This is a genomic window from Mucilaginibacter pedocola (assembly GCF_002013915.1).
Lineage (GTDB): Bacteria > Bacteroidota > Bacteroidia > Sphingobacteriales > Sphingobacteriaceae > Mucilaginibacter > Mucilaginibacter pedocola.
In genome coordinates, this window is sequence record NZ_MBTF01000005.1 from 97,923 (window position 1) to 120,443 (window position 22,521).

Consider the following 22,521-nt stretch of genomic DNA (forward strand, 5'->3'; position numbering starts at 1 on the left):
ACTTGCGTAGAAAAGGGCTTATTAATGTTATAAGGTGATGCTGTTAAAACCCTTCGCTCAGCACTGCTTCCTGCTCGGGTATCACCACTTTTTTACTTTCCATTTTCTTTTTGGTAAGCTTATCAACGCGCAGCATTCCTAATATGCTCAGTACAGATATTACAACTATTACATAGCCCACTATATCGTAATGCTCCAGCGGGCTGTAATCTGTTTTTTTGGTTACTATGGCTCCTGCTGCTACAGCTGCTACGCCGCCGGCAATTTGTTGTAACGATGAGTTGATGCTCATGAAGGCGCCACGGTCGGCCATATCGGGTATGGCGCTGGTGAGTGCGCTCGATGGTACCATGCGGCTCATTACGCCCATCATCATCATTACGTTTAGTATCATTACCAGCCAAAGCGGGGTAGGGCCAAGGTTGGTGTACACTACGCACATGATCATGGTCCATATAGATGCGGCCATAAATATTTTAAATTTATCTATCCGGTCGCTTAGTTTGCCTATAAGGGGCATAATTACCAGGGTGCTAAGGCCCGATACCATAAAAAGTTTGAACAGATCGGCATTGGGTATCTTCAGGTTATTTACAGCGAATGCAGTACCGAAGGGCATCATCATAAACCCGCCGATAGATAGTAGCGCCGTTGCAACAAAGCCCACCTGGTAATCGGGCTTGGCGGCAGTATGCCATAGGTGCAGCAAGGCCGATTTATCTTTCTGAATGGCCAAGTGCGCCGTGATAGGTTTCAGGTAAATGGCTATGGCTATAAGCGCAGCTACGCCAATGGCGGCTACCATCCAAAAAGGAGCTTCCCAACGCAAATGATCGGCCAGGTATAAAGCCACAGGTATGCCTAAAACCTGGCTGGCACCAAAACCCATTTGTATAAAACCCATTACACGGCCGCGTTGTTGCAGGCTAAATATATCGGTAATAATAGCCATAGAGATAGAGCCAATAACCCCACCAAACAGGCCGGTGATAATACGCGCTGCCAAAAGCACAGCGTATGATTGCGCAAGCCCGCAAAATATGGTACCGATAATAAACCCGCAGTAAAAGAATAGGAGGAGTTTCTTACGGTCGAATTTATCCGCGAAGCCTGCGGTGAGCAAGCCGGAAATACCTGCGCTAAAAGCATAAGCCGATACCGCAAAGCCGAAGGCCTGCGGTTTTAAGCTGAGCGATTTCATGAGCATATCGCCCAGGGGGCTCATCACCATAAAATCCAGTATCACGGTAAATTGGGTGAGAGCTAAAATAAATATTACAAATTTTTGATAGCCGGTGAAGGCTGTTTGGGGCTGTTCTGTTTTCATTTGGTTATATTAATTCACAGCAGTTGTAGCCGTGATAGGTTATCAGTTCAATTATTTGTTGGTGGCAATAGCTGTGCGATACTATGCGTAGCACGCGATCCTCGTCCTCCAGGTCTACACTCCATTTCTCAATTCCGGGTGTATTGCTCAGCATGGCATATACCAGCGCCTTATCGGCATCACAGGCTATGTTGGTTTTAAAAAGCAGTATGTGGCTAAAGTCTTCCATGGGTACATTATTTATCCGCATATCTATTATCAAATGTATTATTGGACAATTATTTAATTAATTCAGTAAACCGATACCTACACATGTTGACGAATATTACCGGCGAACATTTCAGTGCCAACCGAATATTTATTTTTTCAATCCCTTCACTACCCGTTTAAATGTCTCCCACAAAATTTCTTCGGTTAAAACAAAAGGCTTACCACTGTGGCTGCGCCCTTCATAATCGAAACGAGCCAAAGCATACAAAGGCGAGTAAGCTATAGACCAATAGCTCTCGAAGGGCATTTCTTCAATTTCGCCTCGCTCAATAATGTTGCACATAAACTTGCCCATCAGTTGCCTAAACTCCTGAAGAAAACCCGACAGGAATTCCTTTTGATAACTCGAGCTTCGCAACTGATCAAAAAACATGGCCAGGTGCGGGTGCTGCTTGTTGAACTGGTAACGGTTTTGCCATTGCACGCGCAGCCCTTCCTCAAAGGAGGCCTCCGGATCGAAGCCTTTGATAAGCGCATCGTTGAACATTTTGCCGCCTTCTGATGCAATGCTGATGATGAGTCCGTCGCGGTCTTTATAATAGATGTACAAGGTAGCAACCGATATACCGCACTCTTTGGCCAGCTTGTTCATGCTGAAGCCTTCCATGCCGTTTTTCACAATCATTTTAATGGCTGTTTCTTTTACCAGTTCTTCTTTGTTATTATCTCTTGTGCGCATAGTTGTTAATTACGCCACAAATATAAATGAATATTCATTTATTTATAAAGTGAAAAAAATAAATTTTTGCGGGGCAGATATTTAAAAAACTTAATGGGATAAAGCCGGAGCGATAATTACCGGCTGATGGCTTGCTTGAGTTTTATTAGGGTGTGCCGAAGGGCTTCAGCTTCTTTATTCATCACAGCCCGTGGTATCTATTAGATTGTGATAAGGTTTAGGGGCGCAATAAAGATAGGGTGAGATCGCCGAATATCATATAGGTACTACTACCCGATTTTCACCCTAAAAAATAGGGTGAAAACACGGTATGAATTTCAAATTAAATTTTTTTCAAAGTGGGATAGAGGATGTCACTTTATCGCTACAGCTTGCTGTCGGTTGTTTTTATATGCTATATTGGCTTTTGTAAACACCTCAACATCAACCTTTATGAAATTTATTGCATTGCCTTTGTTTGCTTTTATAAGTTTTGCAGTAACAGTAAAAGCGCAAAGCCCCGGGCAAACCACCATATCCCGCTGGCCGGGTAATAAGCGGGGCGCCGTATCTATCACGTTCGATGATGGCTCGGTAAACCAGTTTAAGCAGGCCTTACCCATCTTAAATAAGCTTAATGTTAAAGCTACTTTTTTTATTATTACAGGGCAAATCCCGGGCTCAAAATTCGCCGGGAAATTTATAGGGCGGCCGGTGAAAACCATTATTGCCGAAACTGCCACCACGCCTACCAATAGCACAAATTTTTATGAACGCGCTGCTGCTGCGGGCTACCTTGGGCTTATTGGCCCGCTGGATTACCATTACAAAGCAGGCTCGCTGATAGACGCCGGTAAACCTACAGAAGCTTACAAGGTAATTGATGAGCTATACCAAAAAGTACGCAACAACGATTTTAAAGAAGGCATACAACACAACACCGAATATTTGGATGCGCACGGCACCACCTGGGCCGATATGCGCAAATACGCCGCGCAGGGCCACGAGTTTGGTAGCCACATGGTAACCCACCCCCGCCTTGCCGCGCTTGATGAAGCCAATATGCTGTATGAAATGCAAAGCAGCCGGTTGGATATTCTGCACGAACTGGGCCCGCGCTACACCTTTTCGGCCGAAGGCCCCTTTGGTACCGAGAACGAGCGCGTAATGGGGTACCTGCATAAAGTTTACCCGGCCTTGCGTAACCGCATGCCCGAACCATGGCTTAAAGAAATAAGCCGTAGCAACCCGGCAAACCCCGGCAATACCGATAAAGAGTATATCCAGTTTCAGCGCGGGGCAACTACCAAAACCCCTATGCCCATGATGAAGGCCTGGGTTGATACTACCGCCAATAAAGATAATACCTGGCTGGTGCTCACCTTCCACGGGGTAGATGGCATTGGCTGGGAAGCATTAACGCACGAGCAATTGGCCGAATACTTTGGCTATATAAAAGCAGCCGATGATAAGCTTTGGATAGCCACCTTTGGCGATGTTACCCGTTATATGCGCGAACGGCAAAGCGCCAAAATATCGGCAAGCGCCGGTAAAGCTGCCATTACTGTCAACTTAAGCCATCCGCTCGATAAGAATCAGTACAACCTTCCCCTCAGCCTGAAAACCTACATACCCGCCAATTGGAAGATAGTAAAAATGATACAGGGCAAAAAAACGTTGAAACTGTTGCCTGTTACTGATGCAGGAGGAAGCTATGTTTTATATAGGGCTATGTCAAATACTTCGCCGGTTAAACTAAGTGCTATGTAGGCCTCTTAGCCAATAGGGTTGCCGGTACTATAAGTGCCGAATACATAAGAACGGCGGTAACAGCTGCCACATTCGTAACGTTTTATGGGTAGCCAAAAAAGTAGGGTTTTCATCCATAAGGGCCTTTTGGCCCTGCGCGTTAGGTGGCCCGTTTGGCATTTAGGGCATTTGGGTTTGGTTTCTTTTGTTTCCATGGGGTTAGTGTAAACGTTAGAAATAATTATGTAATAAAACGCCATACACTTAGGTTATCCTAAGCATCGCACGTTTAAAAACAGGTTAGGTGTATCGACATGTTTTAGCCATGTATGCATGGCTAAATTAAAATGAGCGCCATGGCTGGCATACGCATGCAAACAAGGCCCTTGTTTTAATCAGGCATAGTGCATTGCATACAACCTGCCAGGGCATGCTGCTTGCATTGTGCTTTAAACAAAACCAATGGCTTGTTTAAAAATTAAATCGAACAAACAATTAATCGGGAAAAGGGTTCCCAAATATGGTGTATTACAGCGCTTTTAAGCATGTAACTGGGGTGGACAAAAACAAGACAAATTGCGCAATGGTTAACAATTTGCGTTACAATTTGTCTACAATGTCTTCAATTTCGCCGCCGGCATCAAGCCCAACTTTCTTACGGAGGCGTTGTTTGGCTTTCTTCACACCATCTAAGGTTATACCCAACATACCGGCCATCTCGCGGTTATTCAGATTTAGCTTTAGTAATGCCATTAGCCTTACATCTGTATCGGTAAGGTGCGGGTGGGCGTTGCGCAGGCGGTAAAAAAAGGCAGGGTGTACTTTGGTGAACAGCTTTTTAAATTCGTCCCAACTTTCGTTGGTCATAATATGGGCCTTCATCATGTTATCCAGCTCGCGGGCATCACCTTCGTTGGTAAATTGCAGGTGCATTTTCTCCATCTCCTGCCTTATCTCATCTATCACCAGGTTTTTTTGTACAAGGCTTTCGGTATACCCATGCAGCTCTAAGGTGGCGTTCTTTAATTCTTCGTTCAGCCGTAGTTGTTCAGATGCAGCTATCTCTTTATCTTTTTTTGTTTTCAGCCGTTGCCGGTTAAATATCAGCCCGCCAATTACTATCAGCAGGGCTAACGTTACAATAACCATATTGCGCTTATATGCACCAATTGCTGCATTGGTTTTAATCTCGCTAAGCTGGGCTTTATTTTTCTCCAGCTCCCATTGCAAACGTACACGCTCTACCGCGGCAACATTATCGCGGCGCTCGAGGCTATCTTTAGCAGCGTTGTATTTTTTGTTAAATAAGTTAGATTCGGCAATGTTACCCAGCCGTTCGCTCAGGCGTGCTTTTAGCTCGTAAAACTCTACACGGTAATTTAATGCGTCTTCGCGCGCCTTAGCCAGTAAGGTATCGGCAGTGGCTAGCTGTTGCCCTGCCAATTGCAGGTTGCCGCCTTCAAGGTTTATGCGTACCAGCCGCAGCATGGCTATGCCCGCATTAAGCATTTGGTTATACCGCAGCGATACTTCGTAATCGTTTTGTATAAGAGGCAGGGCTTTATCGTATTTTTTTTGGATGAAGTAGATAGAACCGATGTTGCCTTTGGTTATGCCTATCCATACGCTATCGCGTTTAGCTTCTGCCAGTGCCAGCGATTGGTTAAAGTATTGCATGGCCAAGCCAACGGCACCGCTGTTGCGATAGGTAAGCCCCAAGGTATTCAGCACGTTTATCTTGGTACGCGCACCCGATTTATCGTACGTTAGGGCCTGCAGCAGGTTTTGCCGTACGTTTTCGTAATCGCCAATGGCATAATAAAAATCTGCGGCCTGTATAAAGTAGCCTGCCATATCGGGCACATTATTATAACCAATTTCGCGGAATTTATCCTGCGCAAACAGGAAGTACCTGCAAGCCTCTATATTCTTTTTATAGATGAGGTAGTAAACGCCAAGGCGGTGCGTGTAAATAGCTTCTTCCAGCGCCAGCCCGTGGTCTTCGGCAAATTGCTCGGCAGCCTGGTAGTATTTGGTGCTTAGAGGATTAAAGCCGCGGTTTACCGAATAGTAATCGGCACGCATATCAAACACGGCGCACTCCAGCGGCAGGTCGTTCAAATCGCGGGCAATTGCGTCAAGTGTGTCGAGGTTGCGCATGGCCTCTGCCTCTGGCATTTTGCGGCAGTAGGTTTTGCTCAGTTCACGCGCCTCGGCAACCCGCTTCTCGGGTGGAAGGTTTTTTATGCCGGCAAATATATTATTGGGTGATTTGTTTTGGGCACTTGTGCTGTAGGTGCACGCCATTAGCAGGCCAAAAATGAAAAACACTTTCAGCAGCAAGCAGTACGGACTATTTAAACATTTAGGGGTCAATGCGTAAATCCAATTAGCCAACTAAAATAGGGTTTTGCACTGTTCTTGAAAAATAAATTTTAAAGCAATTTTTTAATTGTTAGTATATATCAAATTGCACACCATCAATTAAAAACAGCGCATTAACTTATAGTACGTAAACGGTAGCTATTGGGTTTCTATTGCGGCCTTGGGATGCTGTATTTCATCCAAAGATAAGGGTATAAGTTTTCGCGTTTTAAAGAAAGTAAAAGTTACTATAAGCAGTGTCATGGTGCCGCCAAACATTACTGCCGGCAAGGTGCCCAGCAAGCTTGCCGCCATGCCCGATTCAAAGTCGCCTATCTCGTTAGATGAACCAATGAACATTGAGTTTACTGCAGACACACGGCCGCGCATTTGGTCGGGCGTGAGCAATTGCATTAATGTACCTCTTATCACCACGCTTACGCTATCAAAGGCCCCTTGGAAAAACAGGAACACCAGCGAAAGGTAGAAATTGCGTGAAAGGCCAAAGCCGAAAATTGTAATACCAAAACCTGCCACCACTATTAACAAGTTACGCCAGGGCCTGTTCATGGGCGAAAACCGCACCATGGCAATTAGTGTAAGCGCCGAACCTATAGTAGTAGCCATACGTAGCATGCCGCCGCCTTCGGGGCCAACGTGCAAAATATCAAGGGCAAATACAGGTATAAGCGCAACAACACCGCCAAATAAAACCGAGAACATATCAAGGCTCATGGCGTATAGCATTATTTTGTTGTTGAAAACAAATGCAAGCCCCTCTTTTACACTTTGCCAAACATTTTCTTTGGGGATATAAACCGGTGGGAACTTGCGCAAGCGGTAAGCAAGCAATAACGATATCAGCATGATCACCAAAATAACAGCAAAAGAGGCCGTGATGCCGCTCAACCCCGGAATAAAGCGGCCGGCAAATGCATAGATAGAGCTACCCGCAGCCAGCCCCAATATAGATGCTATTTGCCAGGTAGAGCTGCTCCAGGTGCTGCCGTTCGGGTAAACTTCTTTGGGGATACTTTGCGCATAAACAGTAAATGTAGCGGGGCCGTAAAATGCCCTTGCCAGCCCGTTGCAAAATATCATAGCATATAGCACGGGTAATACCCAGCCCGATGCTATGTAAGGGCGCATATCATTCAGGGTTACCAAAAACATGGTAAGCGCTGCCAGGCAAACGCCCGAGAATATAATGAGCAGCATTTTGCGCTTTTCGTGCTTATCGGCTATATAACCGCCATAAATAGCGGCGCATATGGCTGGCACGGCTTCGGCAAGGCCAACGTAGCCTAAAGCAGCTTTGCTGTGTGTAAGTTCGTAAATGTAAAAGCCTAAAACATAGGTTTGCATTTGGTAGGCAAACGTAAAGCAAAAGCGCATGCCTACATAAGAGCGGAAATCTTTATACCGCAGCGCGGCGAACGAATCTTTTTTAACGGGGAGGCTACTACCTTCTTCGGCCATGTGTATGGTATTTGTATTGAGGGCTGCAATTTACAACCTGTTTGCGCTTAAGGCAATTGCAATGTGTATTTGTTACGTTGCGCGTACAAAAAAGGCGCGGTGTGTGCCGCGCCTTTGGGTAATGTTTTTATAAGCCGTGTTGGTCTATCAAATAAACCAGGGCCGATATAGCTGCTGCGCCCAGTTCCAGTTCGCGCTTGTTTACGTTCTCAAAAACGTCGTTAGGCGTATGGTGGATGTCGAAATAACGCTGCGAATCGGGGCGGAAGCCGATCAACACAATATCCGGGCGGGTTTCTTTCAAGGGGCCAATATCGGTACCGCTGCCACCAGCTATCAGCCTGTCAGCTTCGTACGGTTCAAATAAGGCTTTATATTTGGCATTGATCGATTTTAATCGCGATGCCGGGATGCCGTCAAAGCTAAAACCACGCGGGGTGAAGCCACCCTCGTCGGTCTCGATAGCTGCAATGTGGTCTTCTTTATTTGCTGCGGCAACTTCGGCGTATTTTAAGCCGCCTTTATGGCCGTTCTCTTCATTCATAAAAAATACAGCACGTACCGAGTTTTTAGGTTTGTACCCAACAGCTTTGAATATGCGCAGTACTTCTACAGATTGCATTACGCCCGTGCCATCATCATGCGCACCTTCGGCAAGGTCCCACGAATCGAGGTGCCCGCCAACGCTGATGAATTTGTTAGGGTTCTCGGTACCGGTTATTTCGCCAATTACGTTGTACGATTTTACATCGGGCAGTGTTTGGCAATTTTGTTTAAAGTAGAATTTGATCAACGGCAACTTGCGCAGCTTCAACATTGCGCTCAGCTTGTTTGCTGCCAATGTAGAAATAGCAGCAGCCGGAATTTTAACGCCGCCTTCGGCATAAACGGTGCCGCCTGTGTGCGGGTAATCGTCTAACGCAGGGGTAATAGAACGCACTATAGCACCCACTGCACCATATTTAGCAGCAGCCGAAGGCCCTAAAAAACGCTGTATGCCTGCCGCGCCATAGCCGGCACCTGTTTCAATAAAGCGCTGATCGAACGGGCCGTTGAAGAAAACTATTTTGCCTTTTATTACCTTCTCGCCAAGGGCATCCAGTTCTTTAAGGCTTTTCACCTCTACTATATTGGCTGTTATACCTGCTGCCGGTGTAGCTACCGACATGCCCAATGCCGCAATTGGCACGGGTATACGGGTTTTGCCATCAATTATATAACCTTGTTCTTTGGCGCCGCGCACCCAATGAGGTACCATACACTCCTGCAGGTAAACCTTGTCGAATCCGTAGCTATCCATCAGCTTTTTGCTCCAGGTAACCGATTTTTCGGCGCCGGCAGAACCACTCAGGCGCTGCCCAATGTTTTTGCAAAGGTAACGCAGGTTTTCGTAGCACTGGCCGTTCACCAAAGCTTCGTCGTACAGCTTGCGTATCATCAGCGAATCTTGCTGCGCTTTAAGCGAGCCTGCCGCGAATAGTAGGGATAGGAAGAGTAAAGATTTCTTCATTGTGGATGGGTGTTTTAGCAAAAATAACATTTGCACCCGAAATACCGCTACGTTACGATATCTTATCCCAACTCAATCCTTCGTTTTTGCTCTGGAAGTTTTGGTTGAGCAATTGGTTTTCGGGATGGGCAAGCTGCGGGTCTTTCTCCAATATGGCTTCGGCGCATTTGCGTACCAATACCAGCAACTCCTGGTCGGTGGCCAGGTTGGCTACTTTAAGGTCAAGCACGCCGCTTTGCTGGGTGCCTTCTATATTGCCCGGGCCACGCAGTTGCATATCTATCTCGGCTATCTCGAAACCATTGTTGGTTTTCACCATAGTGTTGATGCGTATGCGCCCGTCGTTACTTAATTTGGGGCCTGTCATAAGTATACAATACGATTGTTCGGCACCCCGGCCCACACGGCCGCGCAACTGGTGCAATTGCGATAGCCCGAAGCGTTCGGCATTTTCGATGATCATTACCGAAGCGTTGGGTACATTCACGCCAACCTCTATCACCGTTGTAGCCACCATTATCTGGGTTTCGCCTTTAATAAAGCGTTGCATCTCAAATTCCTTATCAGCAGCCGCCATTTTGCCGTGCACAACGCTAATACGGAATTGCGGCAGCGGAAACTCACGGCTCATGATCTCAATACCGTCCATCAGGTTCTTCAGGTCGAGCTTCTCACTTTCGTTTATCAGCGGGTAAACTACATACACCTGCCGCCCCTTGGCAATTTCCTGTTTCATAAAGCCGAACATTCGCAGGCGCTGATTCTCGTAGTAATGCAGGGTTTCTATAGGCTTACGGCCAGCGGGTAACTCGTCAATAACCGATACATCCAGGTCGCCGTATAGCGTCATGGCCAGTGTGCGGGGGATGGGCGTGGCTGTCATTACCAATACGTGCGGCGGCACTACGTTTTTACGCCAGAGTTTGGCGCGCTGTTCTACACCAAAACGGTGCTGCTCGTCTATAACCACCAGCCCAAGGTTTTGGTATTGTACCTTATCTTCTATCAGGGCATGCGTACCTACTAATATTTTCAGGCTGCCGTCTTCCAGCTTTTCATGTATAACACGGCGTTTTTTTGCAGGTACCGAGCCGGTAAGCAAGGCTATCTCCACAAAGCCATCACCCACCAGGCTGCTGATAGTTTGAAAATGCTGATTGGCCAAAATTTCGGTAGGGGCCATTATGCAGGTTTGGAAACCATTATCAATAGCTATCAGCATACTCATTAGCGCTACCACAGTTTTGCCGCTGCCTACATCGCCCTGCAGCAGGCGGTTCATTTGCACGCCTCGCTGGGTGTCGGTACGTATCTCTTTTAATACCCGCTTTTGCGCACCCGTGAGCGGGAAGGGGAGTTTACTGTGGTAAAAATCATTAAAGTAAGGGCCTACTGTGCCGAAAACGTTGCCCTTGAATTTTGCATTATTGCTGAGTTTATTTTTGAGCAACTTAAGTTGCAGGAAGAACAGCTCCTCAAACTTTAAGCGGTGCGTAGCCTCGTTCAATTGCGCGGCATCGTTAGGGAAGTGGATGTTGCGGTAGGCATTAGCACGGCCTATTAGCTTAAAGCGGTTAAGCAAATAAGCGGGCAGGTTCTCTTGTATCTCGCGGGCATACTGGTCGAGCAGGCCGGCTATTAGCTTTTGAAGGCCTTTACTGTCTAACGTAAACTGTTCCAGCTTTTTGGTAGAGCTGTAGGCTGGCTGCAGTGTAAGTGCACCGCGTTGCTGCTGGTTTGCCGAGCCCCAAAGGTCCATTTCGGGATGAGCCATTTGTGGGCTGCCGTTAAAAAAGCCGGGCTTGCCAAAAAGTATGTAGGCCTTACCGGGCATCAGGGTTTTCTCTACCCATTTTATGCCCTGAAACCATACCAGCTCTATAATTCCTGTATCGTCCTTAGCCTTTGCAACAAGGCGTTTGGTGTGCTTTTCGCCAACAATTTCTTTTGATAGCAGGCGCGCTACCACCTGCACATGGGGCATATCGGGCTGTATATCGCGTATCTTATAATACCGCGTACGGTCGATATACTTATACGGGAAATGCTTCAGCAGGTCATCGAAGGTGAAAATTTGCAGCTCCTTTTTCAGCACCTCGGCACGGGCAAGGCCCACGCCCTTTAAATATTCTATAGGTGTTTGAAAAGGCTGGCTCAATTTCTACCTATCAGGGTTTTAATACAATTACCGATATCTCTACATTAACGCCTTTAGGCAAGCCCGATACCTGCACTGTTTCGCGCGCCGGGAAATCAGCAGTAAAGTACGAGCCATACACTTCGTTAACCTGCGCAAAAGTGCCCATATCGGTTAAAAAGATGGTGGTTTTTATAATGCTATCGAAGCTTACGCCGGCCTCGTCCAATATCCCTTTCAGGTTTTCCATTACCTGTTTCGCTTCGTCGGTAATGCCTGTAGTAACTATCTCGCCTGTTGCAGGGTTCATGGGTATTTGGCCCGATACAAAAAGTAAACCGTTAGCGGCAACTGCCTGGCTGTAGGGGCCAATAGGAGCAGGAGCATTGGTAGTATTAATGATGGTTTTCATGTGCGGTTGTGGTGTATAAATAATAGGGGTGGGTAGTGTTATTTCTTTAAGATAAACCAGTGGATGAGTTTATAAATAATGCCTGCCAAAAACATAATAATGGCCGTAGCATTAATGGCGTGCATCACCTTAAGGTTAAAACTGGTTGGCCGGTTAGGGTCCTTTTTCCTGAAGAAGTACATAGTACAAAATTAGCAAAAAAAAGAAAGCCCCGGGTTATCCGGGGCTTTCGCATAATATTATTTAAAGAATATTATTTTTTGGTGAAAGAAACACGACGGTTAAGTACGCGGCCTTCTTCAGTTGAGTTGTCAGCAATTGGGTTAGTTTCACCGTAAGCTTTAACTTTTACTTTAGAAGCAGATACACCAGAGTTAACTAAGTAAGTTTTTACCGAGTTAGCACGGTCGCGAGATAACGACATGTTGTGAGCAGCAGTACCTTCAGATGAAGCGTAACCGTTTACCTGTACAGTTGCACCAGAAGCACGTAAGTCAGCTGAAGTTGCATCTAATGCAGGGTAAGAAGAAGTACGCAATACTGAGCTATCAAACTCGAACTGGATGTTAGAGTAAGCAGCACCTGTACCAGCGTTCATAGTAGTGTCTTTAGGGAATACGATAACGCAACCAGAACCATCAACTACGCTACCGGCAGGAGTGTTAGGGCATTTGTCGAATTGGTCAGCAACACCGTCGCCGTCTGAATCTTTTTTCAAGTCGTTGATAGCGCCTTCAACAGAAGTCATACGGTCTTTCAAAGCAGCAACTTCTTTACGTAAAGTTTCGTCGTACAATTCGTCGTACATCATAGCTACTGGGTTAACCCAATCCAAGTTTGGTTTGCCTTTGCCACCTAAAGTGAACTCTAAACCAGCGTAACCGTAAGAGAATTTATCACGAGTGTCGCGCTGAGTAGCAGTACCGTCGAAGTTGTAACCATCAATGAAGTTCATGGTGTAACCTAAGTTAAGGGCAACCGCGTCAGTTAAACGGAATTTAACACCGGCACCAATCGGGATGATCAACTCTTTTACAGTACGTTTGCTGGTACCGCTACCTGGTTGGCCAGGAGTAGTTGGGTTACCGTTAGCATCGTTCAGGTAAAAATCAAAAGCATCGGTACCTTGGTTGTATTGAGCAACTGTTTGTGCGTAGCTTGGTTTGTAGAACGCTAAACCAGCACCACCGGTGATGAAGAAGTTGATAGCGTTTTTACGACGGATGTAGTCGATAGTAGCAACGTTAACAACACCGCTTAAAGTAGCTGAATAGAATTTAGTAGCGAAAGCTGTACGTGAGCCAATTTGCTCTGGGTTGCCGTTAGCATCTTCGTTACGGCCTTTAACTTGTCCGCCGTGCAAATCTAATTGCAAGCCGAAAGAGTGAGCCAATTGTGAACGGAAAGATAAGCCGTAACCGATACCGATTTGAGCTTTTTCCCAGTCGTTAACACCGCCAATTGCAACGAATGGCGAAGTGATACCGCCGTTGATGCCGATGCTAAAAGTTTTGTACTGTCCCCTGCCGCCAAATACCTTAGCGCCTGTGGTGCCAGATGACATTGTGGTGTCTGATACAGTTGTTGTTGTTGTAACGGTTCTGGTGCTGTCTTGTGCACTAACCATTCCAGCAGTCAACAAAGCAGCAAACGACAAGGCAGCTGTTTTCTTCAATGTAGAATAATTCATAGTTTTAAGATTAAACGATTTAATTGTGATTTTTTTCAAAATTAGTAATTATGTTTGAAACGATTACCAAACTTTGTTCCAAAAAACACAAATACTACTACAAATAATAAAAATAAATGTTTTTTATTTAAAACATAGATCCTGTACTTATGAAATATCTACCTGTAAATGAGCAACTATTTACATTAAATAGAAAAAATTTCGTTTCGCGACTTAAGCCATCTTCTATAGCTATCTTCCATTCTAACGATGAATACCCCCGCAGTGGCGATCAGGGCTTCATTTTTAAGCAAAACCCTGATTTTTTTTACCTTTCGGGTATAGATGAGGAGCAAAGCATACTGGTTTTATTTCCTGATTGTCCTAATCCGCTGTACAAAGAAGTACTGTTTTTAAGACAAACCAGCGAGCATATAGCTATTTGGGAAGGCCACAAGTATACAAAGGATGAGGCACGCGCTACATCGGGCATACAAACCATCTTATGGCTGCAGGATTACGAAAGCGTACTGCATACCATTATTAACTATGCTGAGAATGTTTACATTAACACTAACGAGAACGACCGCTACGTGCATACCGTACCTTACCGCGATATGCGTATGTACGAGGCGCTTCGCCTGAAATATCCCCTGCATAAGTATGAGCGCTCGGCACTGATAATGCGCGATTTACGTGTGGTGAAATCTGACACTGAGATAGAACTTACCAAAACTGCGTGCGGGATAACGCGCGATGCGTTTGTACGTGTACTGAAATTTGTACAGCCCGGCGTAACAGAGTACGAAATAGAGGCCGAAATTATCCACGAGTTTATAAAACAGCGTGCAACAGGGCATGCTTATAACCCTATCATTGCATCGGGCAACAATGCCAATGTGCTGCACTACATAGATAATAACCAGCCTTGCAAAGACGGCGATGTAGCCCTGCTTGATTTTGGTGCCGAATACGCCAACTACAATGCGGATATGACGCGCTCTATCCCCGTAAGCGGCCGCTTTACCAAACGCCAGCTGGATGTTTATAACGCCGTACTGCGTGTAATGAAGGGCGCCACAGAAATGATTGTGGCCGGAACCATCTGGAACGAGTACCACGAAGAGGTTGGTAAAATAATGGAAAGCGAACTGATTGGCCTTGGCTTGCTGGATAAGCACGATGTGGCCAAGCAAGACCCTAAAGCGCCATTGTATAAAAAGTATTTTATGCACGGTACATCGCACCACCTGGGTTTAGATGTGCACGATTACGCCAGCCGTTACAAACCATTCGAGGTTGGCAACATCCTCACCTGCGAGCCGGGCATATACATCCCTGCCGAAGGTTTGGGTATAAGGTTAGAGAATAATATCCTGATAACCGACGGCGGCAACATCGACCTAATGGCGGATATACCTGTAGAGCCGGGGCATATTGAAGAGATAATGAATAGTTAGAGAGGGGTTGCCTGGTGAGTAGTTGATTGAGTTGAAAACCACTAACTACTTAACTTAATTAACTACTCACCGCGCATAGCGCTCAATAAACTTATACAGGTTAAAATCCCCATGTTCTAAAGCTTCGGCAATTTGTTGCTGAAGCTTTTTTTTGTCTACATCCGCCATGCGGTTTTGTTGGATGAGGTTGTATGCTTTTTGGGTGAGCAATAGCTGGTGGCGGTACGTGTTTTCGTTTCGGGGCGATAATATTAATTCCGCTATCTCATCAATACCCTGGTTTTGTGTGGCCACGGCACGTATTAGCGGTATTTCGGCACCTTCTTTTTGATGGATGATCTTTTTAAGGTTATTAATAAATGCATCGGCGCCATCCCTGTCGGCTTTGTTGATGATGAAGGCGTCGGCAATTTCCATCAGGCCCGATTTGATGTTTTGTATCTCGTCGCCCGCCTCGGGTACTAATACTACCAGCGTAGTGTTGGCAAGCCCCGCAATTTCTACTTCGCTTTGGCCAACGCCTACGGTTTCTATAATAATATGATCGAAGCCCGAGGCCTTCAGTACATCAGCCATCTCGATGGTTTTTGCTGATAGCCCACCAAGTGATCCACGAGTGGCCAGCGAACGGATAAAAACATCGGGGTTATTAAAATGCGGGGCCATACGTATCCTATCGCCCAGCAGCGAACCAAAGTTGAAGGGCGAGGTAGGGTCGATAGCCAGTACGGCCACCTTTTTTCCTTTTGCCAATAAAGCGCCTATCAAAGCATTTACCAACGTACTTTTTCCGGCACCCGGCGGACCGGTTATGCCGGTTACAGGTACATTATTATAGGTAAGCCCCTGCAAAAGCTCGGCAGCGCCGGGCAGGCTATTCTCAACCATTGTAAGCTGCCGCGCTACTTTACGGAAGTTGATACTGCTTGTTATATGTTTATCGGGGGCTGCCATTGCTGTAAAGAAACAAAAATAGAAGTTAAATAAACACCATTATATTGCAACCGCTATATAAGTATATTTGCCCCGAATGAAAATAGCTGGTTTTACATTTATACGCAATGCCGTAAAAAACGATTACCCCGTTGTGGAGGCTATAACCTCGGTGCTTCCCCTGTGCGACGAGTTTGTGATAGCGCTTGGGCAAAGCGATGATGGTACCCAAGCGCTTATCAACAGTATTGGTTCGCCAAAAATAAGAGTAGTTAATACCACATGGGATAACGGGCTGCGCGATGGCGGGCGGGTGTTTGCTTTAGAAACCGACAAGGCCTTTGACGCTATTTCTCCGGATGCCGATTGGGCTTTTTATATACAGGGCGACGAGTGCGTGCACGAAAAATATCACGCTACTATAAAACAGGAAATGCAGGCCTGCCTTGCCGATAAGAGCATAGAGGGGCTATTATTTAAGTACCTGCATTTTTATGGCTCGTACGATTTTTATGCACAATCGCGCAGGTATTACCGCCGTGAGATACGGATAGTACGGAATGATAAAAACATCCGCTCGTACCGGGATGCACAAGGCTTCCGTTGGTCCGACGAGCGCAAGCTGAATGTGAAATTAATTGATGCCTATATTTACCATTACGGTTGGGTAAAATCATCGAAAGGGTTGATACAAAAAGGACAGAACTTTACGCAGTTTTATAATCCCGAATACGTGCCCGACGAAAAAGCTGCTGAAGAAAGCGAGTTTGATTATGGCAATGCCGATAGGCTGCTGCGTTTTACAGATACGCACCCGGCTGTTATGCAGGCGCGCGTGGCCCGGGCAAACTGGAAACTGAATATCGACGTTAAGAAAATGTCGCGCATGGACTTCCGCCGCAAGGCACTCCAATGGATAGAAGACGTTACCGGCTGGCGAATTGGCGAGTACAAAAATTATAAGATAGTTAAATAAGATAAATGCGGCAGCCAAAGGTTTTAGTCACATTCGATTCGATGAAATACCCAAACTCCGGGTTTTTCTACTTTGGCAAAAGCCTGGGCGATTGCCTGCTACATCAAAATAACGGCCGCTTCGATCTGACGTACTATCTGCATCGCCGTGCTATTTACCAGTTTGAGGGGCGGGTGAAAGTTGAATACCTCTCTAAATTGCATAAAATACTTTTTCTCGGTTCGCGCAGGTACGATTTGGCCCACTTTACAGATCAATACCTTCGCCTGCGCCCGCATAGGGTAAAGGGCAAAAAAATAGTGACCGTGCACGATATTAATTTTATGCACGAGAACCTGCCTGCCAAAAAGGTAAACAAAAAGCTGAACCGGCTAACCCGATTTATTGGCATGTGCGATAAGGTGGTAACCATCTCTCATTTTGTAGCGCAGGATATTGTAAAGCACATTCCATCGGCGCAGGGCAAAATAGAAGTTATTTACAACGGTGCCGATAAATTGGTAGTTGCCGAAGGGCATGTACCTGCATACACCCCGGCAAATCCGTTTTTATTCACCATAGGCCATGTTGCACCAAAGAAGAATTTTGCGGTACTGCCCGCCCTGCTGCATGGCAATAATTACGAACTGGTAATTGCCGGTATTGAAACGCCTTATAAAGATGAGATATTGGCAGAAGCCAAAAAATGGAACTGCGAAGACAGGATAAAAATTGTAGGTACTGTAAGCGATGAGGATAAGGCCTGGTACTATAAAAACTGTTTGGCCTTTGTTTTTCCTTCGATAGCCGAAGGCTTTGGCCTGCCCGTGATAGAGGCCATGCATTTTGGTAAGCCTGTGTTTTGCTCTACCCATACTTCGCTGCCCGAAGTTGCGGGCGATGCTGCGTACTATTTTAAAAGCTTTGATGCTGAAGATATGCAGCAAACCTTTGCCGAAGGGTTAAGGCATTTTGCCGAAAACAACGGTGCCGAAAAAGCCATAGCCCATGCTGCCAAATACAACTGGGACGAAACCGCGAAGCAATACCTGGCGCTTTATGCCGAGGTGCTGGCAGGCTAACTTTTCTTTTTAAGTTTCTCTTTAAACCGACGGAAACGGTAACGCATCCAGATTTTTAACCCGAAGTTTTTGAGGATTATTTCCTGCCGGTCGCGCTCAAAGGCAGGGTCGGCAGCGTGCGATGATAAGCCGGTGTGGCTGTAATTGGCAATAATTAAGTCGCGGTATGTAAAGGTAAAGCCGCGTCCGTAGCATTGCATATTGAAGGCCCAATCGGCAAAAACGCGGTAGCGGGTATCGTATTGGTGCCCTGTAAAGGCAATGGCAGGGTAAATAATAGATTGATGGTAAATGCCAACTTTGGCCATGTAGTAGGGGGTAACCTCGCCGGCGCGCTTTACGCCGCGGTGCAACACATTGGCGTAATATATAGCATGCCCGTCGTCGAGCGCGGAGGCAAAATCCGAGAAGGCGGGCAGTAATTCATCATCGGCACCTAAAAAGTAAACCCATTGGCCGGTAATATGGCGCAGCGCTTTGTTCATGGCATCGTAAATGCCTTTGTCGGGTTCGCTTTTACAATAAGCGATGCGCGTGGTGTTCGCTTGTAGAATATCAACGGTACCATCGGTGCTGGCACCATCTATAACAACCACTTCTATATCCGGGTAGCTTTGCGCAAATATGCTATCGAGGCAAGCCTGTAGGGTTGCAGCGGCATTGTAGGTAACCACTATAACGGATACCCTGCCGGTTTCGGCCGTAGCTTTTTGTGCAGCATTCATAAATATGGTTAGCTATATTTGGCGATTATAAGCTAAAATAGCTGTTTGCCGAAATTTATACCGCAATAAATGCCAGCCAAAATTTCCGTCATCATCGTAACCTTTAATGCTGCCCCTGTTTTACAAAACTGTTTGGATAGCATTTTTGCACAGGCCTACCCCAACCTGGAAGTAGTGGTAAAGGATGGCGGCAGCACCGACGGCACGCTGGATATCATTAAGGCAAATGCCGGTAAAATAGCCGTTTGGAAGAGTGAAAAGGATGGAGGCATTTACGATGCCATGAACATTGCTTTAAGTTATGCCACCGGCGATTGGGTGTATTTCATTGGTGCCGATGATGAGCTTTACCCGGGTTTTTCGGATTTGGCGAACGAGTTACAAGATGCATCCAAAATATATTACGGGCGCGTGCTGATAAAAGGCCAGCCAACCCCCGGACCGGTGGATGCTTATAAGCATGCTAAAGATACCATTTGCCACCAGGCTATTATTTACCCGGCATCGGTATTTAAAAAGTACCAATTTGATACACGGTACCCCATAGCCGCCGACCATGTGCTGAATATGCAATGCTGGGCCGATAAGAATTACAGTTTTGAGTTTGCAGACCTAATGGTGGCGCACTTTAATGATACCGGCGTATCCATGACGCAAACCGACACCGCCTTTAAACGCGACCAGGCTGCATTGGTATTAAAATACCACGGCTTTAAAATATGGGCCCGCTTTAAATTCAGGAAACTGAAGGAAGACTTGTTCCCGAAAAAATATAAACCTTAATAAGCATTGAAAATACTATTCGATCATCAGAAGTTTTCGCTGCAGCGTTACGGAGGGATATCCCGTTATTTCGCGGGGCTGAACGAGGGACTTAACCGGCAGCCCGGCGTGGGCAGCCACATTTGTGCGCTTTATTCTGAGAACGAATACTTAAAAGACTACGATCTTCCGTTTAACAATGCCTTAGGCCATCGCCTGTTCAGGCATCATCGTAACCGCATCATCCGTTGGAATACGCGCTACTGCAGCTGGAAAATTAAAGCGGGCAAGTTCGATATTTTCCATCCTACTTACTACGATACCTATTTTTTGGATGTGCTGAGAAAGCCGTTGATAATAACGGTGCACGATATGATACACGAACTCTTCCCCGGGTTGTTTCCTGATGCAGAGCAGATCATAGCGCAAAAAAAACAGCTGATAGAGCAGGCTAACGCCATCATTGCCATATCGCAGCATACCAAAGCCGATATCCTGAAATTCTTCCCGCAGGTGGCCGATAAAATATCAGTAGTTTATCATGGTTACATGCAGGCAGATATTGCCGCTGCTACCCTGAACCTACCCGCCCATTACCTGCTTTTTGTAGGCGAGCGCTGGCATTATAAAAATTTTAAGCTTTTTGCACAGGCCGTGGCTCCTTTGCTAACAACAGGCCAAGGTCTTCAACTGGTATGTGCCGGTGGAGGGCCTTTTGGAAACGATGAGCAATTACACTTGCAGCAACTGGGCATTTGGAAAAAATGCCGGCAAATATCTGCCTCCGAAGCCGAACTGAAGCAATTATACCGGCAGGCATCTGTATTTGTATTTCCATCATTACAGGAAGGCTTCGGGCTGCCCCTGCTGGAGGCATTTGGTAATAACTGCCCCGTGGTTTGCAGTAAAACCACCAGCCTGCCCGAAGTTGCTGCAAACGCCGCCCTTTATTTTGACCCGGAGGATGAGTTTAGTATTGCTGAAGCTGTAAGTAAAGTTTTACAAGATAAGGCTTTGCGGCAGAACCTTATAAACGCGGGTGCTGAACGCCTTGAACAGTTTACGGTAAAAAGATGCGTTACCGATACTTTAGGGGTATATAGTTCTGTTTTATAAGTTTAGTGATATTATGCAAAACACGCAGATGTGCCTTAATGGCTAATTTTGCCTAATTTTGCGGCTTAATAATTTTAATGAAGACATATTTTCGTCTGCTGTCGTTCGCCAAGCCGATCGAGAAGTTTGCTATCCCTTATATATTTACCACGCTGCTGGCCATTGTATTCGGTACGCTCAACCTTGCTTTGCTTGCGCCCTTACTGCAGACCCTCTTTTCTGATACAGGCGAGGTGCTGAAGCCGCTTGGTGCACAACCTTCGTACCTCGATGTAATGGGCACGTTTAAACACTACGTGCAGTATTGCATTAACAGTTACGGCGCATGGGGGGCGTTACAGTTTGTTTGCGGAGCCATCGTATTATCGGCCTTTTTGGGTAACCTGTTCAAATACCTTTCGCAGCGCATTATGGAGAATATGCGTGTGCATACATTGCTTAACCTACGCCGCACCGTTTTTGATAATGTAATGAACCTGCACCTCGGCTTTTTCAGCAACGAGCGTAAGGGCGATATTATCACCAAGGTAGCATCAGATGTGCAGGTGGTGCAATTTTCGGTTACGGCTACCTTGCAGGTGGTTTTTAAAGAGCCGCTTACGCTCATCGCTTACCTGTGGTGGCTGTTTGCTATATCGCCAACGTTAACGCTTTACTCGCTTATTGTTATACCGGTATCGGCATTGGTTATTTCGCGCATTGTTAAAAGGCTTAAACAACAGGCCGCGGCTATGCAACAATCTGCCTCTAACATGACGAGCTACCTCGATGAAGCGCTATCGGGTATCAAAATCATCAAAGCTTTTAATGCCGTTGAGTTTATAAAAAACAAGTTCCACAGCGAGAACCGCAAGTATTCATCAATCACCCGCGCCATGGCCAGGCGGCAGCAATTGGCTTCGCCGGTGTCGGAGTTTTTTGGTGTATCAATGGTTGCGGGTATCGTGTTATACGGCGGGCATTTGGTGCTGAATAAAACATCAACGCTATCGGCTCCCGAGTTTATTACCTACATCGCCCTGTTTTCGCAGGTGATGCGCCCGGCAAAGGCCATGTCCGATTCGTTCAGTAATATTCACGCGGGTATTGCCGCCGGCGAACGCGTGCTGGGGCTGATAGACGAGAAGCCGCTGATAACCGATGTTGCGAATGCCGAAGTGTTAAATGACTTTACGCAAGAGATAAAATTTGAGCATGTATCCTTCGCTTACAACGAGCGGCAGGTACTTTCAGATGTAAACATTACCATCCCGAGCGGCAAGTCGGTAGCCTTGGTAGGACCCTCGGGCGGCGGTAAATCGACCCTGATGGATATGATACCCCGTTTTATGGACCCCCTGGAGGGCCGCATAACGCTTGATGGGCACGATATTAAAAACGTTACGGCCGATTCGTTACACGGGCTGATGGGGATAGTAAACCAGGAATCGCTTTTGTTTAACGATACTATTTATAACAACATAGCCTTCGGTAAAAAAGATGTAAAGCCCGAGGAGGTAGAAGCTGCGGCCCGTATTGCTAACGCCCATAACTTTATAATGGATACCGATAATGGCTACCAAACCAATGTAGGTGATAGGGGAGCCAGACTTTCGGGCGGGCAAAGGCAGCGTATTTGTATTGCGCGTGCGGTATTAAACAACCCGCCTATAATGCTGCTTGATGAGGCTACCTCGGCATTGGATACCGAATCGGAAAAACTGGTTCAGGAAGCCTTGAACAACCTGATGAAGAACCGGACCTCGCTTATTATAGCGCACCGCCTCAGCACTATCCAAAACGCTGATATTATTATTGTACTGGAAGGCGGCAAGGTGGTAGAGCAAGGCAGACACCAGCAACTAATGCAGCAAAACGGGCTTTACCGCAAACTGATAGATATGCAGGCATTTAATGCCGAATAACCGGAATGT

General features: G+C 46.3%; 20 protein-coding genes. 7 read left to right on the top strand and 13 right to left on the bottom strand.

The window, feature by feature from the left end; genetic code table 11:
- Window positions 1-43: 43 nt before the first annotated feature.
- The 3 genes from BC343_RS08640 to BC343_RS08650 form a co-directional block, all read right to left on the bottom strand.
- Complete coding sequence (locus BC343_RS08640) at window positions 44-1,327, bottom strand: MFS transporter (protein ID WP_078347372.1); 1,284 nt, start codon at window positions 1,325-1,327, stop codon at window positions 44-46.
- A 4-nt stretch (window positions 1,328-1,331) separates the two neighbouring features.
- Window positions 1,332-1,577 (bottom strand): hypothetical protein, encoded by a 246-nt coding sequence (locus tag BC343_RS08645; protein ID WP_238381732.1) that lies wholly within the window; start codon window positions 1,575-1,577, stop codon window positions 1,332-1,334.
- Between the two features lie 108 nt (window positions 1,578-1,685).
- The gene (locus tag BC343_RS08650) at window positions 1,686-2,276 is read right to left on the bottom strand and encodes a TetR/AcrR family transcriptional regulator (protein WP_078347374.1); all 591 of its coding nucleotides are present in this window, start codon (window positions 2,274-2,276) and stop codon (window positions 1,686-1,688) included.
- A 432-nt stretch (window positions 2,277-2,708) separates the two neighbouring features.
- Between BC343_RS08650 and BC343_RS08655 the strand changes: the two genes are divergently transcribed.
- A complete protein-coding gene (locus tag BC343_RS08655) occupies window positions 2,709-4,025 on the top strand; it encodes a polysaccharide deacetylase family protein (protein ID WP_143822116.1) in 1,317 nt (438 codons plus the stop codon).
- Window positions 4,026-4,030: 5 nt separating this feature from the next.
- Here the strand turns inward: BC343_RS08655 and BC343_RS08660 are convergent, their stop codons facing one another.
- The 8 genes from BC343_RS08660 to BC343_RS08690 all read right to left on the bottom strand — a co-directional run bounded on the left by BC343_RS08660 (window position 4,031) and on the right by BC343_RS08690 (window position 13,596).
- Window positions 4,031-4,219 carry a hypothetical protein gene (locus BC343_RS08660; RefSeq protein WP_143822117.1) on the bottom strand — a complete coding sequence of 63 codons (189 nt, stop codon included), beginning with the start codon at window positions 4,217-4,219 and terminating at the stop codon, window positions 4,031-4,033.
- Window positions 4,220-4,604: 385 nt separating this feature from the next.
- Entirely contained in the window at window positions 4,605-6,311 is a 1,707-nt protein-coding gene (locus BC343_RS08665) for a helix-turn-helix transcriptional regulator (RefSeq protein WP_143822118.1), read from the bottom strand.
- Window positions 6,312-6,527: 216 nt separating this feature from the next.
- The gene (locus BC343_RS08670) at window positions 6,528-7,847 is read right to left on the bottom strand and encodes an MFS transporter (RefSeq protein WP_078347378.1); all 1,320 of its coding nucleotides are present in this window, start codon (window positions 7,845-7,847) and stop codon (window positions 6,528-6,530) included.
- 127 nt (window positions 7,848-7,974) lie between these two features.
- The gene (locus BC343_RS08675; protein WP_078347379.1) at window positions 7,975-9,357 is read right to left on the bottom strand and encodes a M20/M25/M40 family metallo-hydrolase; all 1,383 of its coding nucleotides are present in this window, start codon (window positions 9,355-9,357) and stop codon (window positions 7,975-7,977) included.
- Between the two features lie 52 nt (window positions 9,358-9,409).
- Entirely contained in the window at window positions 9,410-11,515 is a 2,106-nt protein-coding gene (gene recG, locus BC343_RS08680; protein ID WP_078347380.1) for an ATP-dependent DNA helicase RecG, read from the bottom strand.
- A gap of 10 nt (window positions 11,516-11,525) precedes the next feature.
- A complete protein-coding gene (locus BC343_RS08685; protein WP_078347381.1) occupies window positions 11,526-11,906 on the bottom strand; it encodes a RidA family protein in 381 nt (126 codons plus the stop codon).
- 38 nt (window positions 11,907-11,944) lie between these two features.
- A complete protein-coding gene (locus BC343_RS31350; protein ID WP_202909753.1) occupies window positions 11,945-12,088 on the bottom strand; it encodes a DUF6728 family protein in 144 nt (47 codons plus the stop codon).
- 71 nt (window positions 12,089-12,159) lie between these two features.
- Window positions 12,160-13,596, bottom strand: coding sequence for an OmpA family protein (locus tag BC343_RS08690; protein WP_078347449.1), 1,437 nt, complete (start codon window positions 13,594-13,596; stop codon window positions 12,160-12,162).
- A 149-nt stretch (window positions 13,597-13,745) separates the two neighbouring features.
- Here BC343_RS08690 and BC343_RS08695 point away from each other — a divergent pair, with 149 nt between their 5' ends.
- A complete protein-coding gene (locus tag BC343_RS08695; protein WP_078347382.1) occupies window positions 13,746-15,035 on the top strand; it encodes an aminopeptidase P N-terminal domain-containing protein in 1,290 nt (429 codons plus the stop codon).
- Window positions 15,036-15,101: 66 nt separating this feature from the next.
- Here the strand turns inward: BC343_RS08695 and meaB are convergent, their stop codons facing one another.
- A complete protein-coding gene (gene meaB / locus BC343_RS08700) occupies window positions 15,102-15,989 on the bottom strand; it encodes a methylmalonyl Co-A mutase-associated GTPase MeaB (RefSeq protein WP_078347383.1) in 888 nt (295 codons plus the stop codon).
- A 76-nt stretch (window positions 15,990-16,065) separates the two neighbouring features.
- On the opposite strand from meaB, the gene BC343_RS08705 reads away from it, so the two are divergent.
- Window positions 16,066-16,944: a glycosyl transferase gene (locus BC343_RS08705; RefSeq protein ID WP_078347384.1), complete on the top strand. Its 879-nt coding sequence runs from the start codon at window positions 16,066-16,068 to the stop codon at window positions 16,942-16,944.
- 41 nt (window positions 16,945-16,985) lie between these two features.
- On the top strand, window positions 16,986-18,005 hold the full coding sequence (locus BC343_RS08710; protein WP_162276839.1) for a glycosyltransferase family 4 protein: 1,020 nt from the start codon (window positions 16,986-16,988) through the stop codon (window positions 18,003-18,005).
- On the opposite strand, the gene BC343_RS08715 is transcribed toward BC343_RS08710, so the two are convergent.
- Window positions 18,002-18,730: a glycosyltransferase family 2 protein gene (locus tag BC343_RS08715; protein WP_078347386.1), complete on the bottom strand. Its 729-nt coding sequence runs from the start codon at window positions 18,728-18,730 to the stop codon at window positions 18,002-18,004. The genes BC343_RS08710 and BC343_RS08715 overlap by 4 nt on opposite strands.
- A 69-nt stretch (window positions 18,731-18,799) precedes the next feature.
- On the opposite strand from BC343_RS08715, the gene BC343_RS08720 reads away from it, so the two are divergent.
- The 3 genes from BC343_RS08720 (at window position 18,800) to BC343_RS08730 (ending at window position 22,512) form a co-directional block, all read left to right on the top strand.
- Entirely contained in the window at window positions 18,800-19,513 is a 714-nt protein-coding gene (locus BC343_RS08720; RefSeq protein ID WP_078347387.1) for a glycosyltransferase family 2 protein, read from the top strand.
- 6 nt (window positions 19,514-19,519) lie between these two features.
- Window positions 19,520-20,608: a glycosyltransferase family 4 protein gene (locus BC343_RS08725; RefSeq protein ID WP_078347388.1), complete on the top strand. Its 1,089-nt coding sequence runs from the start codon at window positions 19,520-19,522 to the stop codon at window positions 20,606-20,608.
- A gap of 77 nt (window positions 20,609-20,685) precedes the next feature.
- The gene (locus BC343_RS08730) at window positions 20,686-22,512 is read left to right on the top strand and encodes an ABC transporter ATP-binding protein (protein WP_078347389.1); all 1,827 of its coding nucleotides are present in this window, start codon (window positions 20,686-20,688) and stop codon (window positions 22,510-22,512) included.
- Window positions 22,513-22,521 lie beyond the last annotated feature (9 nt).